At 60.8% G+C, this 21,128-nt stretch carries 19 protein-coding genes; 11 read left to right on the forward strand and 8 right to left on the reverse strand.

Features of this window, described 5'->3' with window-relative positions:
* Window positions 1-61 precede the first annotated feature (61 nt).
* Window positions 62-1,870, reverse strand: a complete 1,809-nt coding sequence (locus FHT71_RS03535) for a monovalent cation:proton antiporter-2 (CPA2) family protein (protein WP_007799190.1) — start codon at window positions 1,868-1,870, stop codon at window positions 62-64.
* 118 nt (window positions 1,871-1,988) lie between these two features.
* Here FHT71_RS03535 and FHT71_RS03540 point away from each other — a divergent pair, with 118 nt between their 5' ends.
* From FHT71_RS03540 to lpxK, 6 genes are all read left to right on the forward strand, one after another.
* On the forward strand, window positions 1,989-3,335 hold the full coding sequence (locus tag FHT71_RS03540; protein WP_132588413.1) for a TldD/PmbA family protein: 1,347 nt from the start codon (window positions 1,989-1,991) through the stop codon (window positions 3,333-3,335).
* A gap of 17 nt (window positions 3,336-3,352) precedes the next feature.
* Window positions 3,353-4,162, forward strand: a complete 810-nt coding sequence (locus tag FHT71_RS03545; RefSeq protein ID WP_007799179.1) for a 3'(2'),5'-bisphosphate nucleotidase CysQ — start codon at window positions 3,353-3,355, stop codon at window positions 4,160-4,162.
* 61 nt (window positions 4,163-4,223) lie between these two features.
* Window positions 4,224-4,469, forward strand: coding sequence for a DUF4170 domain-containing protein (locus FHT71_RS03550; protein WP_007799177.1), 246 nt, complete (start codon window positions 4,224-4,226; stop codon window positions 4,467-4,469).
* Window positions 4,470-4,610: 141 nt separating this feature from the next.
* Window positions 4,611-5,930, forward strand: coding sequence for a lipid IV(A) 3-deoxy-D-manno-octulosonic acid transferase (gene waaA / locus FHT71_RS03555; RefSeq protein WP_132588414.1), 1,320 nt, complete (start codon window positions 4,611-4,613; stop codon window positions 5,928-5,930).
* Between the two features lie 9 nt (window positions 5,931-5,939).
* A complete protein-coding gene (locus FHT71_RS03560; protein ID WP_132588415.1) occupies window positions 5,940-6,653 on the forward strand; it encodes an HAD family hydrolase in 714 nt (237 codons plus the stop codon).
* A gap of 106 nt (window positions 6,654-6,759) precedes the next feature.
* Complete coding sequence (gene lpxK, locus FHT71_RS03565; RefSeq protein ID WP_183718912.1) at window positions 6,760-7,800, forward strand: tetraacyldisaccharide 4'-kinase; 1,041 nt, start codon at window positions 6,760-6,762, stop codon at window positions 7,798-7,800.
* 44 nt (window positions 7,801-7,844) lie between these two features.
* Here lpxK and FHT71_RS03570 read toward each other — a convergent pair whose 3' ends face one another.
* Window positions 7,845-8,075: a DUF2093 domain-containing protein gene (locus FHT71_RS03570; protein WP_132588417.1), complete on the reverse strand. Its 231-nt coding sequence runs from the start codon at window positions 8,073-8,075 to the stop codon at window positions 7,845-7,847.
* Between the two features lie 69 nt (window positions 8,076-8,144).
* Window positions 8,145-9,959: a DNA mismatch repair endonuclease MutL gene (gene mutL / locus FHT71_RS03575; protein WP_132588418.1), complete on the reverse strand. Its 1,815-nt coding sequence runs from the start codon at window positions 9,957-9,959 to the stop codon at window positions 8,145-8,147.
* Window positions 9,960-10,136: 177 nt separating this feature from the next.
* Between mutL and FHT71_RS03580 the strand changes: the two genes are divergently transcribed.
* Together FHT71_RS03580 and FHT71_RS03585 are read left to right on the forward strand one after the other, a co-directional pair.
* Window positions 10,137-11,858 (forward strand): response regulator, encoded by a 1,722-nt coding sequence (locus tag FHT71_RS03580; protein WP_183718914.1) that lies wholly within the window; start codon window positions 10,137-10,139, stop codon window positions 11,856-11,858.
* A 123-nt stretch (window positions 11,859-11,981) separates the two neighbouring features.
* Window positions 11,982-13,340, forward strand: coding sequence for an EAL domain-containing protein (locus FHT71_RS03585; protein ID WP_132588420.1), 1,359 nt, complete (start codon window positions 11,982-11,984; stop codon window positions 13,338-13,340).
* 57 nt (window positions 13,341-13,397) lie between these two features.
* Here the strand turns inward: FHT71_RS03585 and FHT71_RS03590 are convergent, their stop codons facing one another.
* From FHT71_RS03590 to FHT71_RS03610, 5 genes are all read right to left on the reverse strand, one after another.
* Window positions 13,398-14,021 (reverse strand): PRC-barrel domain-containing protein, encoded by a 624-nt coding sequence (locus FHT71_RS03590; RefSeq protein WP_132588421.1) that lies wholly within the window; start codon window positions 14,019-14,021, stop codon window positions 13,398-13,400.
* Between the two features lie 251 nt (window positions 14,022-14,272).
* Entirely contained in the window at window positions 14,273-15,160 is an 888-nt protein-coding gene (locus FHT71_RS03595) for an SMP-30/gluconolactonase/LRE family protein (protein WP_007799158.1), read from the reverse strand.
* 5 nt (window positions 15,161-15,165) lie between these two features.
* Window positions 15,166-15,798, reverse strand: coding sequence for a 2-dehydro-3-deoxy-6-phosphogalactonate aldolase (locus FHT71_RS03600; protein WP_132588422.1), 633 nt, complete (start codon window positions 15,796-15,798; stop codon window positions 15,166-15,168).
* A gap of 15 nt (window positions 15,799-15,813) precedes the next feature.
* The gene (locus FHT71_RS03605; RefSeq protein WP_183718916.1) at window positions 15,814-16,731 is read right to left on the reverse strand and encodes a 2-dehydro-3-deoxygalactonokinase; all 918 of its coding nucleotides are present in this window, start codon (window positions 16,729-16,731) and stop codon (window positions 15,814-15,816) included.
* Entirely contained in the window at window positions 16,731-17,501 is a 771-nt protein-coding gene (locus FHT71_RS03610) for an SDR family oxidoreductase (protein WP_007799152.1), read from the reverse strand. The genes FHT71_RS03605 and FHT71_RS03610 overlap by 1 nt, the downstream gene beginning before the upstream one ends.
* 102 nt (window positions 17,502-17,603) lie before the next feature.
* Between FHT71_RS03610 and FHT71_RS03615 the strand changes: the two genes are divergently transcribed.
* From FHT71_RS03615 to apbC, 3 genes are all read left to right on the forward strand, one after another.
* On the forward strand, window positions 17,604-18,398 hold the full coding sequence (locus FHT71_RS03615; protein WP_132588424.1) for an IclR family transcriptional regulator: 795 nt from the start codon (window positions 17,604-17,606) through the stop codon (window positions 18,396-18,398).
* Between the two features lie 191 nt (window positions 18,399-18,589).
* Window positions 18,590-19,321 carry a LuxR family transcriptional regulator gene (locus FHT71_RS03620; protein WP_132588539.1) on the forward strand — a complete coding sequence of 244 codons (732 nt, stop codon included), beginning with the start codon at window positions 18,590-18,592 and terminating at the stop codon, window positions 19,319-19,321.
* A 516-nt stretch (window positions 19,322-19,837) separates the two neighbouring features.
* On the forward strand, window positions 19,838-20,992 hold the full coding sequence (apbC, locus tag FHT71_RS03625) for an iron-sulfur cluster carrier protein ApbC (protein ID WP_132588425.1): 1,155 nt from the start codon (window positions 19,838-19,840) through the stop codon (window positions 20,990-20,992).
* Window positions 20,993-21,128: the final 136 nt, after the last annotated feature.

Raw genomic sequence — 21,128 nt, forward strand, 5'->3', positions numbered from 1 at the left:
CCGAAGGAGCTTCCTTCATCGGTTGAACCGACAGAACGTTTCAATTCAACCTGAAACGGCTCTAAGCGTCGGCGGTTACCTCTGCCGTGCCCGCCAACGGGTCCTCGTCGAAGTTCGCGGCGCGCTTTGGCTTGACGAGCGGCTCGGGTTTCACCGGCTGGGAGAAAAGCATGTCGCGGCCGGCCTGCAGTCCTTCCGTGACCTGGAGCACCAGGCGCGCCTCGTCGCGTTTGCGGATATCCTCGCCGATTTCATAGGCCTCCGCCTCGCCGACACCCAATGCCTCGAGCGTACGTCGGCCGAACAGCAGACCGGACTCCAGCGTTTCGCGCAGTTCATAATCGACATTGAGATTGCGGAGCGCAATCGAGTGGATGCGGTCGTAGGAGCGCACGAAGAGCTTGGCATCCGGATAATCTGCCTGCACCAGCTCGACGATCTTGTCGGTAATCTCGCGCTTCTGGGTGCAGACGACGACGATCTTGGCCCGGTCGATGCCGGCGGCCCTCAGCACGTCCTTGCGCGTGCCGTCGCCGAAGTAGATCCGGAAACCGAAAGAGGAAGCCTGCCGGATGCGATCGGCTGAAAAGTCGATGACGGTCACGGCACGCCCGCCGGCGAGCAGGATCTGGGCGGCGATCTGTCCGAAACGCGAGAAGCCGACCATCAGCACATCCGCGCCGGCTCCTTCGAAATCCTCATCCAGCTGTTCTTGCTCTTTGCCCGACAACAGCCGCTTGGCAAACATGGTCCCGATCGGGGTCAGTGCCATTGAAAGGGTGACGATCGCAATCAGCAGCGAGGCGGTACTCGTCGGCATCAGGCCCGCAATGCCGGCGGCGGTAAACAGGACGAAGCCGAATTCGCCGCCTTGCGGCAGCAGGAAAGCGATCCTGATAGCGTCGTCATGCGGCGATCCGGTCGCGCGGCAGAGAACGTAGATCACCAGCGCCTTCGCGGCCATGACGACTGGCACGGCGACGATGATGAAGAGCGCGTTGTCTCTAAGTACCTCCAACTGGATCGAAAGACCGACTGCGATGAAGAAGATAGCGAGCAACACACCGCGGAAGGGCTCGATATCGGCTTCCAGTTCATGGCGGTAGGAGGACTCGGCAAGCATCACGCCGGAAAGGAAGGCGCCCATGGCCATAGACAATCCGGCAAGCTGCATCAGGCTCGCCGACCCCATCACCACGAAGAGGGCAGCGGCGATCATCGCCTCGCGGGCGCCTGTGCGGGCGATGACCTGAAACAGCGGCGTGAGCAGATAGCGTCCCATGACGATCATCGCGGCGACCGCTGCGATGGCAATCGCGAAGTCCAACAGCGGCGTGCCGCTACCCTTGCCGCCATCAAGAATACTGACCAGCGCAAGCAGCGGCACGATTGCAAGATCCTGAAACAGCAGCATCGAGAACGAGCGCTGCCCGTAGCGGGTATTCACATCGCCTTCGTCCTCGAGGATCTGCATCGCAAACGCGGTGGAGGAGAGGGCAAGCCCAAAACCTGCGACGATGCTGCCGCGCCAGTCCAGAACGCCGGAAAGATAGGTCAGTAGCGTGAGCACCAGACCGGTCGCCACCACCTGCGCGGTTCCGAGCCCGAAGATGTCGCGCCGCATCTGCCAAAGGCGCGAAGGCTTCAGCTCGAGCCCGATGATGAAGAGGAGGAAAACGACGCCGAGTTCGGCTACATCCAGGATCTGCTCGCCATCCGTCAAGCCGTGAAAGATCGGGCCGATGACGACGCCGGCGGCCAGATAGCCGAGCACCGTGCCGAGCCCGAGGCGCTTGAAGATCGGTGCCGAAACAACGGCGCCACCGAGCAGCAGGATCGTCTCGGTGAAAAGAGTGTTGGGCTCGGACATGCAGCGAGTTTCTTTCAATGCAGGGAGGCATGCAAGCGGCGGGCAAAAGAATCGGCGCGCGCGGCCTTGATGCTTTTCGTAGTGCACAATAAATGGAACGCGAAGGAAAGGCCAAATCATGTCCTCAGAAATCGACTCCTCGACGCTTCTTTCCCGCGCAAGCCAATTGATCGACCTGGCGAAGAAGGCCGGAGCCGACGCCGCAGATGCGGTGGTCGTGCGCTCGCGCTCGCAATCGGTCAGCGTGCGCCTCGGCAAGGTCGAGGGTACGGAATCGTCGGAAAGCGATGATTTCTCACTGCGCGTCTTCGTCGGCAAGCGCGTTGCGAGCGTCTCAGCAAATCCGGGCTTCGATCTTTCCGCACTGGCCGAACGGGCCGTGGCGATGGCCAAGGTGTCCCCGGAAGATCCGTTTGCCTGCCTGGCGGACGAGGACAAGCTCGCGAAATCCTATCCGGACCTCGAGCTACTCGATACGACCGAAGTCTCTTCTGACCAACTTCGCGAAGCCGCCCTCGAGGCGGAAGCTGCCGCACTTGCCGTCAAAGGCGTCACCAATTCGTCCGGCGCCGGGGCTTCGGCCGGCAGGGGGGGCCTGGTGCTCGTTACCTCCCACGGTTTTGAGGGCAGCTACATGGGCTCGCGCTTCGGCCGATCCGTCAGCGTCATCGCCGGCGAAGGCACGGCCATGGAGCGCGATTACGATTTCGACAGTCGTATCTATTTCAGCGAGCTGGATGATGCCGCGGAGATCGGCCGCAGAGCAGGCGAACGCACGGTCAAGCGCATCAACCCGCGCCAGGTGGATACCGGCAAGGATGTAACGGTTGTCTTCGATCCCCGTGTTGCCCGCGGCTTCGTCGGCCATATTGCCGGGGCTATCAACGGCGCCTCCATTGCGCGAAAGACGAGCTTCCTGCGCGACAAGATGGGCCAGCAGGTTTTGAAATCGGGGCTTACGATTTCGGACGATCCGCTTATCGTTCGGGGCCCATCGTCGCGACCCTTCGATGGCGAAGGGATCTCAGGCGAACGGCTGCTGATGATCGAGGACGGCATTCTCAAACACTGGTTCCTCTCCACGTCGACTGCCCGCGAGATCGGAATGGAAACCAACGGTCGAGGCGTGCGCGGCGGCAATTCGGTAACGCCATCGGCGACGAACCTTGCTCTCGAGCCAGGCGACATCGCGCCGGAGGACCTGATCCGCGGTGTCGGCAACGGCTTCTATGTGACAGAGCTGATCGGTCAGGGCGTCAACATGATCACCGGCGAATATAGCCGTGGTGCTACCGGCTTCTGGATCGAGAACGGCGAACTGACCTTTGCCGTATCCGAGGTGACGATCGCTTCGAACCTCAAGGACATGTTCATGCGGGTAACACCTGCAAACGACATAGACCGCAAGTTCGGCGTCGCCGCTCCGACGCTTGCGATCGAAGGAATGACGCTCGCCGGGCGCTGATAGATTGGATTGCCGAAATGACTGACGTGGACACAGCCCTCTGGCGGAGCGATCTGGAATTGATCGCAGATGCCGCCAGGCAGGCCGGCAAAGTCGCGCTCGGCTACTTCAATCAATCGCCGGAGGTCTGGTGGAAGAACGAGGGCAGATCGCCTGTCAGCGCCGCCGATTTCGCGGCCAACCGGAAACTTGAATCCATCCTGCGTGCTGCCCGGCCCGACTATGGCTGGCTTTCCGAAGAAACCGACGACGACGCCGCGCGCCTGTCGCGCCAAACGCTGTTCATCATCGATCCGATCGACGGCACGCGGGCATTCCTGGCCGGCCAGGATTTATGGTGTGTCAGCGTCGCGGTCGTGCGCCATGGCCGGCCCGTCGCCGGCGTTCTCTACGCTCCCGTTCTCGAAGAACTCTACGAGGCGGTAGAGGGCGGCGTGGCTTTAAAAAACGGCCGGCCGATCGTTGTTTCGACGACAGCTCTCGAGACACCTGGGCGCTTTGCCATCGCCGAGGACGTGCTGAAGGCGTTTCCAGACGCGCTCAAAAATCGCATCGAGCGTGTCCGGCACGTACCGTCTCTTGCCTATCGCATTGCCATGGTTGCGGACGGCCGGATTGACGGTACCTTCGTCAAGCACAACTCCCACGATTGGGATCTCGCTGCTGCCGATCTGATACTGGAATGCGCCGGTGGCCAGCTGGTGGATCTGCAGGGCAACGCGCCGCTTTATAACCGCGAGCAGGTCAGCCACGGCGAGCTTTGCGCTGCCGCGCCAGCACGGCTTGCTGACTTGATAACCGGGATCGGCCAGCGACGAGGCAGTTGACGTTTCCGTCAAAATCCCTCAGATGACACTGTGGGGGAGAACAGAGCAGAAAGAGAAGAAAATGACTGAATCCAGCGGCAAGAAGCAGCTCCTGCATCTCGTATTCGGCGGCGAACTGGAAAGCCTGGAAGACGTTCAGTTCCGGGACTTGAAGGACCTGGATATCGTCGGCATTTTTCCGGACTACGCCAGCGCACTGACAGCCTGGAAGGCCAAGGCTCAGTCGACCGTCGACAACGCCCACATGCGCTATTTCATCGTCCACATGCACCGTTTGCTGGACCCGGAAAACAAGTCTGCGCAGTAACCCTCCCGCGGTGGCGGCTGGTGTGACCGCGAACTGACACTGACTGCCTGACGCATTCTGGACAAACTGATCGGCCATTGCGGCCGCAACAATAATTGGGAATGGGTTGATGTCGATCATTTGCGATCGGAGAATTGGCAGATGAGCGGTCGCATGGCGCGGCTCGCGCTGGGCGCCTATCAGGCAACAGGGACGTTGCTGACTCCGTTCGTCGGTGGATATCTCGCCTATCGAGCGGCCAAGGGCAAGGAAGACCGTGCCCGCCGTTTGGAGCGCTCGGGCTATGCGAGCGCCGACCGCCCGGCCGGACCGCTGGTCTGGTTTCATGCCGCGAGTGTCGGTGAAACGAACGCGGTCATTCCGCTGATCCGCGAAATTCGCCGTCGCGACGTCCACGTCATCCTGACGACCGGAACGATCACCTCCGCCAAGCTGGCCGCTGAGCGTATCGGCAATGAAGCGATCCACCAGTATGTGCCGCTCGACCTGAAGCCGGCCGTTAGCCGCTTCCTCGAATACTGGCAGCCGGACTGTGCGTTGATCGCCGAATCCGAAATCTGGCCGGCGACCTTGATGGAGCTCGGCCGGCGTCGCATCCCGCAGATACTCGTCAACGCCCGTATGTCTGATCGCTCCTTCGAGCGATGGAGCCGACGCCCGGCACTTGCCGAGGCCCTGTTCGAAAACCTGGCGCTGGTGATTGCGCAGTCGGATGTCGACGCGGAGCGCTTCCGCGATCTCGGCGCGCGCCACGTCATGATGTCCGGCAATCTCAAGGTCGATACCGACGCTCCGCCTTATGATGCCGCAGTGTTTGCCGGTTATAAGAAGCAGCTCGGCGACCGCAAGACCTGGGCGGCAATCTCCACCTTCGACGGCGAGGAAAAGGCAGCGGGCATCGTCCATCGCGCGCTGAAGGAGCGAAACGGGCAGTTGACGATCATCGTCCCTCGCCATCCGGAACGCGCCGATGAGGTGGAGGCTGAGCTCGTCAAGCTGGGTCTCAAGGTGGCCCGCCGCACGCGCGATGACGTGCTCACCCCCGATGTAGATGTTTTTCTCGGAGACACGATCGGCGAAATGGGCCTCTACCTGCGCTTGACCGAGGTCGCCTTCGTTGGACGCTCGCTGTTTGCCGAGGGCGGGCAAAATCCGCTGGAGCCGGCGATGCTGGGTTGCGCGGTGCTGTCGGGCAGCAATGTGCAGAATTTCCGAGAAGCCTATCAGAAGCTGGCGCGGCGAGGCAGCGCGCGCATGGTCCGCGACACGGAGATGCTCGCCAAGGGCGTCCATTATTTGCTCACCAACGACGGCGCACGCCGCAACATGATCGAGGCCGGGATCGGCGCCGTGCAAGAAATGCGTGGCGCGCTGACGGCGACGGTCAAGGGCTTGGAGCCCTATATCAATCCGCTGACGGTGAAGGCGAGACTGCTGCCGAAGGCGGCTGTGCAGCGCTGAGGGCAGGATATGAAGGCGGTCAAGGGAATACTCTTCGATAAGGACGGTACGCTTCTCGATTATGACGAGAGCTGGCTGCCGGTGAACCGCGAACTGGCCCGCATCGCTTCAGAGGGCGATCTGGAACTTGCGGACCGGCTGCTTCTAGCTTGCGGCATGGATCCGCTCACCGGCCACATCGTTCCCGATAGCCTGCTTGCCGCCGGAAACACGCGCCAGATTTCGGAAGGGCTGATCGCCGCGGGCTCGAAGCTCGACGTAATCGAGCTGACGATCAAGCTGGACGAACTCTTTTCGCATGCGGCCGACTTTTCCGTCGCAGTCACCGATCTTGCAGCTTTTTTCGGTCGCCTGCATGGGCGCGGCTTTCGCCTCGGCGTCGCATCAAGCGACAATGAGCGTTCGATCAGACAGACGGCCCAGCGTTTCGGCTTTGCGCCGTTCATCGACTACGTGGCCGGCTATGACAGCGGCTTCGGCACCAAGCCGGAACCGGGAATGGTGCTTGGCTTCTGCGCCGCGACCGGCCTCGATCCCTCCGAGGTCGCCGTCGTTGGCGACAACAACCATGATCTGCATATGGGCCGCAACGCCAAGGTCGGCGTCACCGTGGCTGTACTCACAGGCACGGGATCGCGCGAATCGCTCTCCGCCGCATCGGACTACTGCCTGAACGACATCACCGAGCTCGAGCGGCTGCTGCCCGACCTTCAGCTTGCCTGATTGACCAAGGGCTTGCTTTTTCTTGAAAATTACCCTTTCTTTTCGCCCGGTCGAGGACATAACCCGTCAGCATGACGCTCGGGGTCCGAAAGGCAGGGCGGGGAAAATGATATCCGAAGCGCCACCCTTCTGGTGGTCGAAAGCCGATTGGCGTGCCTGGACGCTCTATCCGATTTCCTTCCTATACGGGCGCATCGCCGGGTATCGTATGGCCAATGCCAAGCGCGCCTCGGTTCCGGTGCCCGTCATCTGCGTCGGCAATTTTACGGTCGGTGGCGCGGGCAAGACGCCGACGGCGCTGACCATCGCCCGCGCGGCGAAGGCGAAGGGCCTGAAGCCGGGTTTCCTGAGCCGCGGCTATGGTGGCTCGCTCGATGTCACGACGGTCGTCGATCCGGCTCATCACCGTGCCCTTGCGGTTGGTGACGAACCTCTTCTTCTCGCCCGCGAGGCCCTGACCGTGATCTCCCGCCGCCGCGTCGAAGGCGCCCAGCGCCTCGTCAAGGAGGGCGCGGACCTGATCATCATGGATGATGGCTTCCAGAGCGCGCGGCTGGCGATCGACTATGCATTGTTGGTTATCGATGCCACGCGCGGATTGGGCAACGGCCACATCGTTCCGGGCGGTCCCGTGCGCGCGCCGATCCGCCAGCAATTGCGCTATGCCACGGCGCTTCTGAAGGTTGGCGCGGGAGAGGCCGCTGACAGCATTGTTCGGATCGCCGCGCGTGCCGCCAAGCCCTATTTCACAGCCTCGCTCAAGGTGTGCGATAGCGTCGATCTTGCGGGCAGTAATGTGCTGGCCTTCGCGGGCATTGCCGATCCGTCGAAATTCTTCCGGACGGTCGAATCCGTCGGGGCGAACATCGCCGCTCGCCGCTCGTTCGGCGATCACGAGCATCTGACCGATGACGAGATAGACGACATTCTAACGACGGCAGAGCGCGACGGCCTTCAGATCGTTACGACTTCCAAGGATTTCGTCCGTCTTGCCGGCCACCATGGCAGAGCCGAAGAGCTCGCGGCAAAGTGCCGGGTGATCGAGGTGGAGATGGCTTTCGCTGACACGCTGGCGCCAAGGCTTATCATCGACCGCGCGATCAATGCCTGTCGCGACCGGCGCCTGAGGGAAGGGCGGAAGACCTAAACGGTATGTCTCTCGAAAGCGCGGTGAGCGAATCTGCAGCCGCGCTAGCGCTTCCGGTTGGGCAACACGCCGGCGCGCTTGTCTGCCTCCAGCGAAGCCACGGCGTCGGCATAGGGCTCTTGGCGCGCGACGCTCCAGTAGCGCAGTTCATCGAGCGGGATCTGCCTGCCGGTAATCGCGCAGACGACGTAGGAGCCCGGCGACAGGATCTGAAAATCCGCATCGAGATAGCGTATCTGCGCTTCGCGGTTTCCATTTCCTTCGAACAAATTCATGCGCTCCGTTTCCTTACAGGCTTGTCATATCCCTGCCATAACGTGCCGCCGCGGCCTTTTCCAGCTTTTTCAACTGCGGCCGAACAACCGTTCGATGTCCGAAAGCTTGAGCTCAATATAGGTCGGGCGTCCGTGGTTACACTGTCCGGAACCGGGGGTCACTTCCATCTGGCGCAGAAGCGCGTTCATTTCTTCCGGGCGCAGCCGCCGTCCTGAGCGCACGGATCCGTGGCAGGCCATGGTCGCCGCCACATATTCGAGCTTGGCCGACAGGCCGGAGGCCGTATCCCATTCGGCGATCTCGTCCGCCAGCTGCCGAATGAGCCCCGTGGCATCCACCTCTCCAAGCATGGCAGGTGTCTCGCGCACCGCGATGGCGCCCGGCCCGAAGCGTTCAATGGCCAGGCCCAGCTCGCCGAGATCCGCCGCAAACTGCATCAGCCGGTCGCAGTCCTCTTCAGGCAGGTCGACGATCTCGGGAATAAGAAGCACCTGCGAGGCCAGCCGCTTGGAATGCAGCGCCTTGCGCATCGCCTCGAACACGAGGCGTTCGTGTGCGGCGTGCTGGTCGACGATGACCAAGCCGTCATCCGTCTGTGCGACGATGTAGTTTTCGTGGATCTGCGCCCGGGCCGCACCAAGCGGATAGAGCTGCGGCGGCTCTTCTGGCACCACCGGCATTCTCGGGGACGACGCGGCGTCGTTGCGCGCTGTCGGCGTCACAAGCCCGTCGAAGGAAGCCTGCCGCCGCTCCCCGAAGCCGCTGTTTGCGGCCTGGTAAAACGGGCGCGACGGCGATGTCGCCGCCGACCAGGGCTGTTGCGGCCGCTGGGCGCTAGGCTGGAAGCCGGGCCGGAAGGAGCGCAGCATCCCGTCTGCGCCGGTTGTCGCTGCGCGGCTGCCATCGCGCGCCAGCGCCTCGCGTACGGCCCCGACGATCAGGCCGCGCACCAGTTGCGGGTCCCGGAACCGCACGTCTGATTTGGCCGGGTGCACGTTGACATCGACAAGGACTGGATCGAGCCTGATCGACAGCACCGCAACCGGATAGCGCCCGGCAGGGATCGTCTCGGCATAGGCGCCGCGGATTGCCGAGAGGATGAGCTTGTCCTGCACCGGGCGGCCGTTGACGAAGGCGTACTGATGGGCCGAGTTGCCACGATTGAACGTCGGCACGCCCGTAAAGCCTGTCAGCGATACGCCTTCCCGCTCGGCATCGATTTCGATGGCGTTGTCGCGGAAGTCCTTGCCGAGGATCTGCGCCATGCGCGCCAGATGGTCGTCGCCCGTCGCCGGCAATTCCAGTGTCGTGCGGTCAGTCCCGGAGAGCACGAAGCGCACCCCGGGAAACGCAATCGCCATGCGCTTGACGACCTCAGTGATCGCCGCAGCCTCGGCCTTCTCCGTCTTGAGGAATTTCAGGCGGGCGGGGGTCGCGAAGAAGAGATCGCGAACCTCGACGATCGTGCCCGGATTGCCGGGTGACGGGCGAAGATGCGTAATTCTGCCACCCTCGACGGTGATTTCGTTGCCACCGGCGCCGTCCCGACGGCGGCTGGAAATGCTGAGCCGCGCTACCGATCCGATCGATGGCAGCGCCTCGCCGCGAAAGCCGAGCGTGCGAATGTCGTCCAGCGTATTGGTGATCTTGGAGGTGCAATGGCGGCGTACGGCGAGCTCCAGATCGGCAACATCCATGCCCGAGCCATTGTCGGAAACTCGCAGCAGGCTCTTTCCGCCGCCCGATGTCGCCACCTCGATGCGAGTCGCCCCTGCGTCAAGGGCGTTCTCGATCAACTCCTTGGCGGCACTGGCCGGCCGTTCGATGACTTCGCCGGCCGCAATCTGGTTGATGAGGGTTTCTGAAAGCTGTCTGATGGCCATGCGCCTATTCTCTTGGATTCGTGGAGCGGAGGGAAGTGCCAAAGCGCGGGCCGATCACCGTTCTGCACGCTCCAATTCCGATTGCTTAACGTTAAGCGCGCCTTAAGACAAAGGTGCCATTTTGCGACTTACTTCCGAGGACTGGGTTTTAATCGGACAGATGTGGGACGCGTAGGAATGAGTGCCGGCTCCGAAAAAGCGGACACATCATCTGTGAGTAGCGAAATGTCGGCTGACACCAGCCTGCAGACGGCGCTGTTTGACGCGGTATGCGAGAGTCTAGGCGCCGCGTTCATCGTCTACAACAAGACCGATCACATGATCTTTGCGAGCCACCAGGTTCTCGATTTCTTTCCGATATCGGAGACCATGCTCAAGCCCGGCACTCGGTTGCGAGACTTCCTGGGCGCGATTTACGACACCGGCATCGGCACGCAGTCGGCAAGCTACCAGGGCGCGATGAGCCGTGAGGATTGGTTGTCCCAGAAAATCGCCTCGCATTGGCGCGAACGCTTCGAAGCGGTCGAGCGGCACGGTACGGACCGCTGGATTCGGTTCGGCAAGCGTCGCCTCGCGAGCGGCTATGGCGTCTGCGTCATCCAGGACATCTCCGAGGACAAGAAGCGTGAGGAACAGTGGCGCTCCGATCTGGAACGCGTGCAGCTCACCGAGGATATCCTCGACAACCTGCCGTTCCCGCTCTTCGTCAAGGACCGCAACCTGAACTACGTCGCCGTGAACATCGCCTTTTGCGAAAAATACCAGACGACGGTCGATGAAGTGCTCGGCCGCAAGAGCGGAGACCTGTTCTCCAAGGAGGTTGCCCAGCGCTTCGAGGAAAGTGACCGTCATGTACTGGAGACCGGCGAAATGTCGATCTCCCGCCAGCGGCAGGTCTCCCGCGACGGCGCGGAACGCGACATCGTCGCGCGCAAGCACCGCATCGGCAAGCCCGGGCGCTATTTTCTCGTCTCGACGATGCAGGACCTGCCGCGGGACGGCGCCGACCTCGATGAATTCCGGTTTGCGTCGACGGTCACAACATCGAGCAAGAATTCCTATCGGCGCGCCTACGTTCCCATGGGCGGCAGCGGCGAGCGCCGCGAACCGGCCGCGATGGAGGCGATCGTCCCGGAGAACTTCTCGGGTCGGAAAGTCCTGGTGGTGACGTCGGACGTGGTGGCCGAAGCAGCGGCCTTGCGGACCCTCGCCAAATATGGCTTCGAGGCTTGCTCGGTCCGCGGTGAGGATGAGGAAGAGCACTTCCTGGAGATCGCGAGCTCTTCCGGCATCTCGCTTGACCTGCTTGTGATCGACAACCAGCTTGGCATGCGCTGCCTTGAGCTTGCCGAGCAGTATGGCATCCCGGCGCTGGTGATGGACGGCTTCCAGCTCGCCAATGAGCTCACCTTCCAGATCGCTCGGCATTTCAACCGCAGCAATCGGGGCCAAATCGCCGAAGGCATCGACACCGATTGGGAAATCACCACCGTCGAGGAGATGAGCACGCTCGACGTGCTCGTTGCCGAAGACAACGACATCAACCAGATCGTCTTCTCGCAGATTCTCGAAGGTCTCGGCTATCGCTACCTGATCGCTCCAAGCGGCGATGAAGCGGTTCGTTTGTGGACCGAGCATCAGCCGAAAATCATCCTGATGGACATATCGCTGCCAGGCTTCAATGGTTTCGAAGCGGCGCGGTTGATCCGCCAGACAGAGGAAGGCGGCAGCTCAAGAACGCCGATTATCGGCGTTCTTAATCAGGCCTTCGAGCGTGATCGAGCTGAGTGCGCAAAGGCCGGAATGGACGATGTGATCATGAAGCCGGTGAGCCCCGATATTCTTCAGGGGATCTTTCAGAAGTACCTTGCGGGGGATCTCCAACGGGCCAGCATGTGACGAACAAAGCTCGTCAACTCCCTAAATCTTGGGACAGAACACGGTTTCAACGCGGCCGATCCACTATCGAATTCTTAAGACTTGCCCGCCATCCTTTCCCGCATTGGTGCAGTCTGGGTCTGAATGATGATGTCGGCTGAAATGCCTTTGGTGCCTGTAAGTCAGAATGAACTTCAGACGATGGCCTATACTGATCTGCTGACCGGCCTCGGCAACCGCTACCGCATGCGCGACCGGATTGCCCAGATCGCCGCGGAACGCGCGAGTGATCCTGCACCATTTACGGTCGGCATCGCCAATCTCGATTCCTTCAAACCGATCAACGATCTCTTCGGCTCATCGGCGGGCGACGAGATTCTCTGCCAGGTCGCCCATCGGCTGAAGGCCTGCATTCCGGATGGCGCCTTGGTCACGCGTCATGACGGCGACGAATTTGCCTTTGTCCTGCCGCTGGTATTCGAGCGGGCCAGCGCCGAGAAATTCGGCCAGATGATCCGCGAGGTGCTGTCGGCGCCCTACGATCTCGGCGATCGCAATGTGAGGCTGTCGGCATCCTTCGGCTTTTCGATCTATCCATTTGCTGGCGAGGAGTTCGAGGAACTGCTGAAAAGCGCTGAGACCGCACTCTACCGGTCAAAGCGGCGCGGCCGTGGCCAGATCACCGTCTATTCCCGCGAGATCGCCCAGGAAATGAAGCGCGCGACGCAATTGGAACAGGCGCTGCGCAACGCCATCATCTCCGACGCGATCGACGTGCATTTTCAGCCGATCGTCGCACTCGCCAACAGCCAGGTCGTGGGCTTCGAAGCTTTGGCGCGATGGAACGATCCGGATCTGGGCTTCGTTTCACCGGGCGTTTTCGTGCCGCTTGCTGAAGAACGCGGTTTTATTGACGCGTTGTCTGAGGCGTTGCTGCGCAAGGCGGCGGAAGCGGCACTTTCCTGGCCGCGCGAACTCTTCCTCTCCTTCAATCTCTCCTCGGCGCAGTTGATGGATCCGGGCACGAGCAGCAGTATCCTGTCGATCCTCGGCCGGGTCGGTTTCGACCCGCACCGGCTCGAACTGGAGATCACCGAAACTGCGGTGATGGGCTCGGCCGATACGGCAAATCGGATCATCGCCGATCTGCGCCAGGCAGGTGTGCGCATCTCGCTGGATGATTTCGGGACCGGCCAGTCGAGCCTCGGTCGCCTGCGTGATTTCATGTTCGACAAGATCAAGATCGATCGCGCCTTTGTGTCGCGGATCAACTCCGACCGCGCTTCCGAGCACATCATCAAGGCGATCCTCACGATGTGCGAGGGGCTTGATCTGGAAGTGGTCGCGGAAGGGATCGAGGATTATTCGGAAGCAGTCAAGCTGCGCTCGCTCGGCTGCGGCATGGGGCAGGGCTATCACTTCGGCAAGCCCGCCGATGGCATCGCGACGCTGCGGTTCCTGCACGAGAATTACTACGATACGTCGGATCGCGTCAGCGCCTGAAACGCCGATGGCGCCCTTTCGGACGCCACCGGTTCCGCGGTCCTCACTGCGCATATCTTAATTGTTCGTTGTCGAACCTGTGGCCGTGGTGTCTGTTGTACCACCTAGCGCGGGGGCCTTCTCGGCTGCGAGCATCTGAAGCGTCTTGAACTGCGGTGCCGCATTCAGCGATTCCGCGGTTTCAGAGGTGGTCAGCTTGACGCTGCCGTCCTGGGTGTTCTGGGCGACGGTGATCTTATCCATCGGAACGGCAACATTCTTCTCGCCGATTCCGAGGAAGCCGCCGACACCGACGATCGCTGCGACCAAGCCGCCGTCCTTCTTCATGATCAGGTCGTTGACGCTACCGATGCTTTCGTTCTGACTATTATAGACCGACTGGCCGATATAGGTGTTCGCACTCACCTGGTCGGCAGCCTGCTCGGTCAGATACGCGCCGCCGCCCGCCTGCGCGGTATCGGTCGTCTCAGCCGGCGCCGGAGCCTGAGCCGCGTCACCTGCCGGGACCGGAGCCGTTGCATCCGGAACCTTTGGCGGAGCTGCCGGATCCCCTGGCGCCGCCTGTGTGGCCGGAGCGTTCGGATCAGCCGGCTGGGTTGTGCTCTGTGAGAATGCCGCGGGTGCGAAAGCCGTGGCAAACAAGGCACCAGCGGCAACGGTTGTGAGAAGTTTGCGTGTCATTTCGAACCTACCTTTTCAGTTCAATAGTGATCTCTAGCCATTTTGCCGTCCCTTCGCGGTCGGGCGTCCATTTGGCCGGTTCCCTATTGAAATGAATGGGATTTCTATTGGTTCCCGAAAAAAATCGCGCAAAGATTGCTAATTTCGCGGGACTTCTATCGCAAATGCTGCAGGGGCCTCACCAATCAACCCACCGATGGAAACAAAAAGGGCGCCCAGGGGGTGCCCTTTGCATTGTGCCCGGTTTCGCGTCAGATCACATAAACGGGGTCAAAAATTCCCTTCACCGTGACGTCAAGCTCGAGCAGGGACCCAGCCTGTGGTTGCATGGACCGCGCATCGTCATCCAGTCCTTCCCATGCCGTGGTGACTGCGAGGCGGTCGCCGTTCCTTCCGATGAAGGCGGGGCAGGAGGGCTGGGCCGCAGGCACCTTGTAACGCGAGATGCGCAGCCCGTCCGGGCTGTATCGATCGACCGTGCCGGCACCCCAACGCGCATTCCAGATATATCCGTCGGCGTCGACAACCGAGCCATCGATGCCGCCCGGCTCATCCATGGTGTCCACGAGGACAATCGGTTCGCCGGTCGGAAGGCCGGTCTGCGCATCGACCATCACCCGCATGAGGCGGCTGAGGCGAGTGTCAGTGAAATATCCGATGGTCCCATCCGGCGAGAAGCAGATCGAATTCGGAATGCTGATGCCCTCGAAGATCTTGGTCACTCGACCGCCGGCGACATGATAGATAGCGCCTGCGCGGGTTTCCGCCCGCTTGCTCATCGTGCCGATCCACAGTGCGCCGGATGGATGTGTGCGGCCGTCGTTCGAGCGGTTTTCCGGCTTGTCGCTTTCAAGCGCTGCATAGAAGGTCAGATTGCCGCTTTTCGTGTCGCGGACAAAGAGGCCCTGTTCAGTCGCAAGCAGCTGGCGCCCGGCATCGATGCGGGCAAGCACGCTCGCCATCATCGGCAGCGCATGCACCTTCTTCTCTTCCGTCGAAAGGTTCAGCTCGTGCAGCTCTTTGCCGAGAATATTGAACCACCAGACCGTGTTCGTGTCCGGATCATAGGTGGGGCCTTCACCCAGTACGGAGTTGGTGTTGCAAAGTGTCCTGCCCGCGAACTCATGAATTTCCGTCATACGCCTTAAGCTCCTACCGCTGCATCATAGGCGTAAATGGTCGCCTTGGCGCGCTCGGCAACCTCCGCCGCGGTCATTCCCGGCTTGTAGAGACTGGTGCCGAGGCCGAAGGCATGAATGCCGGCCTTGGTGTAGTCAGCGAAGTTCTTGTCCGAGACACCGCCGACGGCTGCGATCACGAGCTCCGCCGGCAGAATTGCGCGGATTGCCGTGATGCCGGACGGCCCCAGAACGCTGGCCGGGAAAAATTTCAACCCCGTTGCGCCAGCGCGGGCGGCGGCCAGCGCTTCCGTCGGCGTGAAGACGCCGGGCATCGTGACCATGCCATAATTGCGGGCAAGCACGATAACCTCGGGCTCGACGTTCGGCGTAACCAGCAGCTTGCCACCCGCCGAATGCAGGCTGTCGACGGCCTCTGTGGTCAGCACGGTTCCGGCACCGATCAGGCAATCGGCAGGTGCCATCTTCGCGGCGATCTCGATCGACTTAAACGGCTCGGGCGAGTTCAGCGGGATTTCAATGGCTGTCAGACCGTTTTCGATCAGCGCACCGACCACGCTTTCGGTTTCCTCGGGCTTGATGCCCCGAAGAATGGCAATCAGCGGGCGCTTCATCGTGGGGAAGGGGATGCGGTTCATCGCTTTGGTGCTTTCTTAATTCGGCCAAATAGCTTTGGCGGCGGCAGCAAGCCCACTACGGACAGCTGTATCGGCGTCGATCGTGTCAAAGGGTAAAGATAGTGCGTTGAAGGCTGTTTCATAAAGGTTCTGCAGCCGCCCGGCGGCGACAAGTGTAATGCTGACGCCGGTTCCAGCGTCCGCCATGGCGCCCGCAACTTCCAGACCGATCAGGGTGCCCGATATCTTGGCCTGTGCGGCTGCGGCCGTCAGACCGTGCAGCAATTGTCCCGAGCGCGCCGTAAAGAAGAGGTTGGTCGCCATTGCAGGCTGTTCGTAAGCTACCTTGATCGCGCTTTCGAAGGCTGGCTTATCTGTCGGCGTCTGCTCCGCTCCGGCGACGGCATGCGACAGGATCGTATGCTTGGATATCGCATCGAAGAGTTCGCCGGTCATGAAGCTGGAGAAGCCGGTGACCCGTCCATCCGTGACGTGCACCCACTTCGAATGCGTGCCGGGCATGCAGACTGCCTGTGATCCGGTGCTTGCGGGACCAAGCGCGCCGAGAAGCTGCGTTTCCTCGCCACGCATGACGTCGGGCCTTGCCTGATCCCTCTGGGCAAGTCCCGGAAGAATGCGGACGTCGCGGCTCTGGCCGGGAACGGATACCGCGCCGGTGAGGATAGAAGATAGCGATGTCGGCACGTCGACATAGCCGGCCTCGACCCATCCCTGCTTTGCACCTGCCATGCCGCAGATGATGACCGGAAGATTTCCTGGCGCATTCACCTTGGCCAGGTGCGAGGTCAAAACCTCGGCAAAGCCGGTCTTCGCAGCCGTCGTCATGCCTTCATTGCTGCGACTTTCGGCAAGGATGCTGTCATCCTTGCCGATCAGCCAAAGCCGGAAACTGCTCGTTCCCCAATCCACCGCGACATAAGCGGGATCCGCCATCAGAAAATGCCTCCATCGACAATAAGAGATTGTGCGCTGATCGCTGCCGCGCAACTCGACGCCAGAAACAGGCAAGGACCAACGATTGCATCGGCGTGCAGGACCTTCTTGACGCACTGGCGTTGCACGGTCCGAGCGATGCCTTCCTCGGTGAGCCAGAGTTTCATCTGACGATCCGTCACGATCATACCCGGCAGAATACAATTGACGCGGATGTTATCAGGTCCGAGCTGGCCGGCCAGGCTTTTTGTCAGCCCGATCACACCGGCTTTTGCTGCAGAATAGGCAGGGAATTCCGGCATGTTGAGGAGAAAGGCGATCGACGACATGTTGATCACCGCGCCGCCGCCAGCAGCACGCATCGAGGGCGCAACGGCCTGTGTGGTGAAGAAGACGTGGCGCAGGTTGGTCGCCTGGTTGTCGTTCCAATATTCCTCAGTCACAGTTTCGAAATCGTGCCGGTCGTCACGCGCGGCATTATTGACGAGCACGCTGATCGGGCCCGAATGAGCGACAACCGCGTCGACCGTCCTGCGGATTTCCGCAACATCCCGCAAATCCGCCTTGTGGAAGCGAACGGGATGCAGCGTGTCGCGCGACAGCCCCTCGACAAGTTCATGACTTTCCGTTTCCGCGATATCGATGAACGAAACCTTGGCGCCCTGCCGGGCAAAACCCTCGACGATCGCTGCCCCGATGCCGGACCCGCCTCCGGTGATCAGCACGGTTCGATCCCTAAATTCCGGAAACTGCGCAACAATACTCGTCACCATTTCCTCCCGGCCGTAGTTGTTCTATTATTTGGAACTCAATTTGACTATGTGGAATTATCCGATTACGCTGATGTCCCTGTCAAGGCATTTGGGGCAACGATGACTGCGGCAAAAGAGAGTGCGCACGGGAAGCGCGACACGGGCACCCTGGGCAAGCTGATGGTCCTTCTCGATGTTGTGAGCCACGCCGACGGCCCCATGCGCTTCACCGACATATTGGCGGTCACCGATCAGCCACGCGGTACGGTTCACCGCCAGCTCAGTCATCTCGTGGATGAGGGGCTGCTCGAAATCGATGAGGACGGCCTCTATTTGCCTGGCTTGAGGCTATTGGACTTTGCCTCTCGCAGTTGGGGACGCAACGAATTCCGCCTCATTGCCGAGCCCCACCTTAAGGCTCTCCAGGATATGACCGGTGAAACGGTCCATCTCGGCGTGCTTCGCGGCACCTCGATCATCTACCTCGACAAGTTCGAAGGGCAGCAGCCCGTCAGAATGTACTCGCAGATCGGCAACGCGTCGCCGGTCTATTGCACTGGTGTAGGCAAGGCTGCCTTGTCTATCCTGCCCCAAGAGCGGGTTAGGGCTTTGGTGGCGGAAATCGCCTTCCATCGCTTCACCGCCAACACGCATACCGCCAAGTCGCTTCTTGGCGAGATTGAGGAGATACGAAAGGTGGGCCATGCCTTCGACCGTGAGGAGCACGAAGTCGGAATCCGCTGTATCGCGGCCCCGATCTGGTCGGAAAACCTGTCGCTTGTCGGCGGCGTTTCCGTCACTGGTCCGGCCTATAGGCTCGATATGGAAAGCCTATCGGAATGGGCGGCCCCGATCCGGGAGACGGCTGGACGGATCATGGAAGCCATGCGCGTAGGACTTGGGCCGCGTCGTTGAACACTGGCTGCGATCGGCCAGGACTCAACTAAAGCATAGTATTGAGATTTTCTGACGAATCATCACAATTGACGCTCGTCAATCCCCCGTCCTGGGGTGTATGTGCAGGCAATTCGTCACCCGCACTACAAATTAGCGACGACGTGGACGAGACGCCCACAGGATTCCATTCTTTCGAGTTGAGTAAGCACATGACCCCATCGCATCCAAAATCTTCCGTGGACGTCAACGTTAGTGAGATCGCCGGACTGAAAACGCAGTTTGATATTTTCCGCTTCATGAAGAAAGTGACGGAAGCCTATCGCGCGCGCGCCTTCATGGTGTTTAACCTTCCTTCGACGACGGCGATCGATCTGCAGAGCAGCACTGTGATCTCAAGCTGGCCGGTGGAGCTGCTGGCAGCTTACGACCAGGAGGGGCTTGTGACCAACAGCCCCGTCATGAAACGGTTGAGGGCGTCGACCACGCCGTTCTTCAATGACGTGTCGCAGGTCAAGTTGGAGCGAGTCGATGGAAAGGCCGGCTTTGTTGCGGCCCTCTTTGAACGCTTTCGCATGATGCGTTGCGCCTACTTCCCCACTCACGAGGCCTCCGGCGGTCGCGGCGCCGTATCATTCTCAGGCGATCGTGAGGCATTTACCGGCGAGGAAATGCGCGAACTCCACTATATCTCTACCCACGTCTTCGATCGGCTGGCGGAGATCCGCGGTTATGACACGCGGGTCACGGATTCCTTGACTGATCGCGAGATCGATTGTCTGAACTGGACTGCCGCCGGTAAGACCAGTGTTGAGATCGCCGAGATCCTCAATCTGTCCGAACACACGGTGAACCACTACCTCAATCGCGCGACGAAGAAACTCGATACCGTCAACCGGACCCAGGCAGTTGCCAGAGCCTTGCGGATTGGTCTCATAAAGTGACGGTTGCGCAAATTGTGGGCTTCGCAAACATTCGCGCCTAAATCTTCACCACCGCCGATCAGCGTGTCACTGGATGACATTGGCTTTTGCGAATGTTTGCCAATTGGCACGTTTTCTGCTTCCGTGTTTCCAGCGGTCCAGAGGGGACCTGGTAACGACGCCGGATAAATGGCGCGACCGCACACCGCCAGCCGACGCCACGGTATCCGATCTCGGGCTTGGGCGTCGGCGGCGGTTGTTGCGTTTGGGACACGCCGCCGACGGCATTCCCCACGCTTACTCTTCCGATGGGCTGTTTGTGCTGGCCTTTTGCCGCGCTTGCTCTAGTTCGCAAGGCTTATTTGGTATCCTGGAAGGCCTTTGCATCCATCAGGGCGAAAGCCCGGCGGACTTGATGGACGCAACGGCCTTCCGGTTGACCTCGTTTCTCTCAATTGCCATCTCGATCACCGATTTTGTTTGGCGAAGAGGTGGCGCTCCTCTATCTACAATGCCAACATAGGCAGTGAGGATGGAATGACCGGCGTCACCAAGGAACAGGTTCTCGAAACGCTGAAGACGGTCCGCGGGCCCGATCTCGAACACGATATCGTCGAGCTCGGCATGGTGTCTGATGTCTTCATTTCGGACGGCAAGGTCTATTTCTCCATCACCGTTCCGGCAGAAAGTGCCAAGGAGCTGGAGCCGCTTCGCCTCGCGGCCGAACGGGTCATCAAGGAGATGCCGGGCGTCAAGGGAGCGCTGGTTGCGCTGACGGCAGACAAAAAGGCCGGTTCAGGCTCGGCGCCGGTTTCACGCCCTCAACCGCAGGCGGGACATGACCATCATGGCCATGCTCACGCGCCGCAACAGCAGCCGCGCGCAGGCAAGCTTGGCGTTCCCGGTATCAACGCGATCATCGCCGTCGCCTCGGGTAAGGGGGGCGTGGGTAAATCCACGACTGCCGTCAATCTTGCGCTCGGTCTCCAGGCAAATGGCCTGCGTGTCGGCATCCTCGATGCTGATATCTATGGCCCCTCGATGCCGCGGCTGCTGAAGATCTCGGGCCGTCCCACCCAGATCGATGGTCGCATCATCAATCCGATGGAAAATTATGGGCTCAAGGTCATGTCGATGGGCTTCCTCGTTGACGAGGAGACTGCAATGATCTGGCGTGGTCCGATGGTGCAATCAGCGCTGATGCAGATGCTGCGTGAGGTTGCCTGGGGCGAGCTCGATGTGCTTGTTGTCGACATGCCGCCTGGAACCGGCGATGCGCAGCTGACGATGGCACAGCAGGTGCCGCTCGCCGGCGCCGTTATCGTTTCGACCCCGCAGGATCTCGCTCTCGTCGATGCCCGCAAGGGGCTGAACATGTTCAAGAAGGTCGAGGTTCCTGTGCTCGGCATCGTTGAGAACATGAGCTATTTTATCGCGCCCGATACAGGCACGCGCTATGATATCTTCGGGCATGGCGGCGCTCGCAGGGAAGCGGAACGCATCGGCGTTCCTTTCCTCGGCGAAGTGCCGCTGACGATGAACATCCGCGAGACATCGGACGCCGGAACGCCACTCGTCGCCACGGAGCCGAAGGGCATTGTTGCCGGCATCTATCGCGAGATCGCCGCTAAGGTCTGGCAGCAGCTCGGTGGGCAGCCGCAGAGGGCCGCGCCGGCCATTGTTTTCGAGTGAATGCGTCACCGCCGCTAGACTCCCAATTGCGGAGGAAATGTGGTCAAACGGCGCCGTGAACGTAAGATGTCTTGATTCTTTCGCAGCTTTCCGTCATATGGCGCGCCGTCGCCATGAGGCGGTTTTTGCGAATGCT

Origin of the sequence: Rhizobium sp. BK060 (assembly GCF_014193145.1) — a bacterium.
Lineage (GTDB): Bacteria > Pseudomonadota > Alphaproteobacteria > Rhizobiales > Rhizobiaceae > Rhizobium.

Bases quoted from the DNA above. Each gene is read 5' to 3' on its own strand.
- apbC (WP_132588425.1), top strand. From the start codon at position 19,838: ATGACCGGCGTCACCAAGGAACAGGTTCTCGAAACGCTGAAGACGGTC.
- FHT71_RS03600 (WP_132588422.1), bottom strand. From the start codon at position 15,798: ATGAACCGCATCCCCTTCCCCACGATGAAGCGCCCGCTGATTGCCATT.
- waaA (WP_132588414.1), top strand. From the start codon at position 4,611: ATGAGCGGTCGCATGGCGCGGCTCGCGCTGGGCGCCTATCAGGCAACA.
- FHT71_RS03620 (WP_132588539.1), top strand. From the start codon at position 18,590: ATGACCCCATCGCATCCAAAATCTTCCGTGGACGTCAACGTTAGTGAG.
- FHT71_RS03540 (WP_132588413.1), top strand. From the start codon at position 1,989: ATGTCCTCAGAAATCGACTCCTCGACGCTTCTTTCCCGCGCAAGCCAA.
- FHT71_RS03560 (WP_132588415.1), top strand. From the start codon at position 5,940: ATGAAGGCGGTCAAGGGAATACTCTTCGATAAGGACGGTACGCTTCTC.
- FHT71_RS03545 (WP_007799179.1), top strand. From the start codon at position 3,353: ATGACTGACGTGGACACAGCCCTCTGGCGGAGCGATCTGGAATTGATC.
- FHT71_RS03590 (WP_132588421.1), bottom strand. From the start codon at position 14,021: ATGACACGCAAACTTCTCACAACCGTTGCCGCTGGTGCCTTGTTTGCC.
- FHT71_RS03550 (WP_007799177.1), top strand. From the start codon at position 4,224: ATGACTGAATCCAGCGGCAAGAAGCAGCTCCTGCATCTCGTATTCGGC.
- FHT71_RS03580 (WP_183718914.1), top strand. From the start codon at position 10,137: ATGAGTGCCGGCTCCGAAAAAGCGGACACATCATCTGTGAGTAGCGAA.
- FHT71_RS03605 (WP_183718916.1), bottom strand. From the start codon at position 16,731: ATGGCGGATCCCGCTTATGTCGCGGTGGATTGGGGAACGAGCAGTTTC.
- FHT71_RS03595 (WP_007799158.1), bottom strand. From the start codon at position 15,160: ATGACGGAAATTCATGAGTTCGCGGGCAGGACACTTTGCAACACCAAC.
- mutL (WP_132588418.1), bottom strand. From the start codon at position 9,959: ATGGCCATCAGACAGCTTTCAGAAACCCTCATCAACCAGATTGCGGCC.
- lpxK (WP_183718912.1), top strand. From the start codon at position 6,760: ATGATATCCGAAGCGCCACCCTTCTGGTGGTCGAAAGCCGATTGGCGT.
- FHT71_RS03615 (WP_132588424.1), top strand. From the start codon at position 17,604: ATGACTGCGGCAAAAGAGAGTGCGCACGGGAAGCGCGACACGGGCACC.
- FHT71_RS03535 (WP_007799190.1), bottom strand. From the start codon at position 1,870: ATGTCCGAGCCCAACACTCTTTTCACCGAGACGATCCTGCTGCTCGGT.
- FHT71_RS03570 (WP_132588417.1), bottom strand. From the start codon at position 8,075: ATGAATTTGTTCGAAGGAAATGGAAACCGCGAAGCGCAGATACGCTAT.
- FHT71_RS03585 (WP_132588420.1), top strand. From the start codon at position 11,982: ATGATGATGTCGGCTGAAATGCCTTTGGTGCCTGTAAGTCAGAATGAA.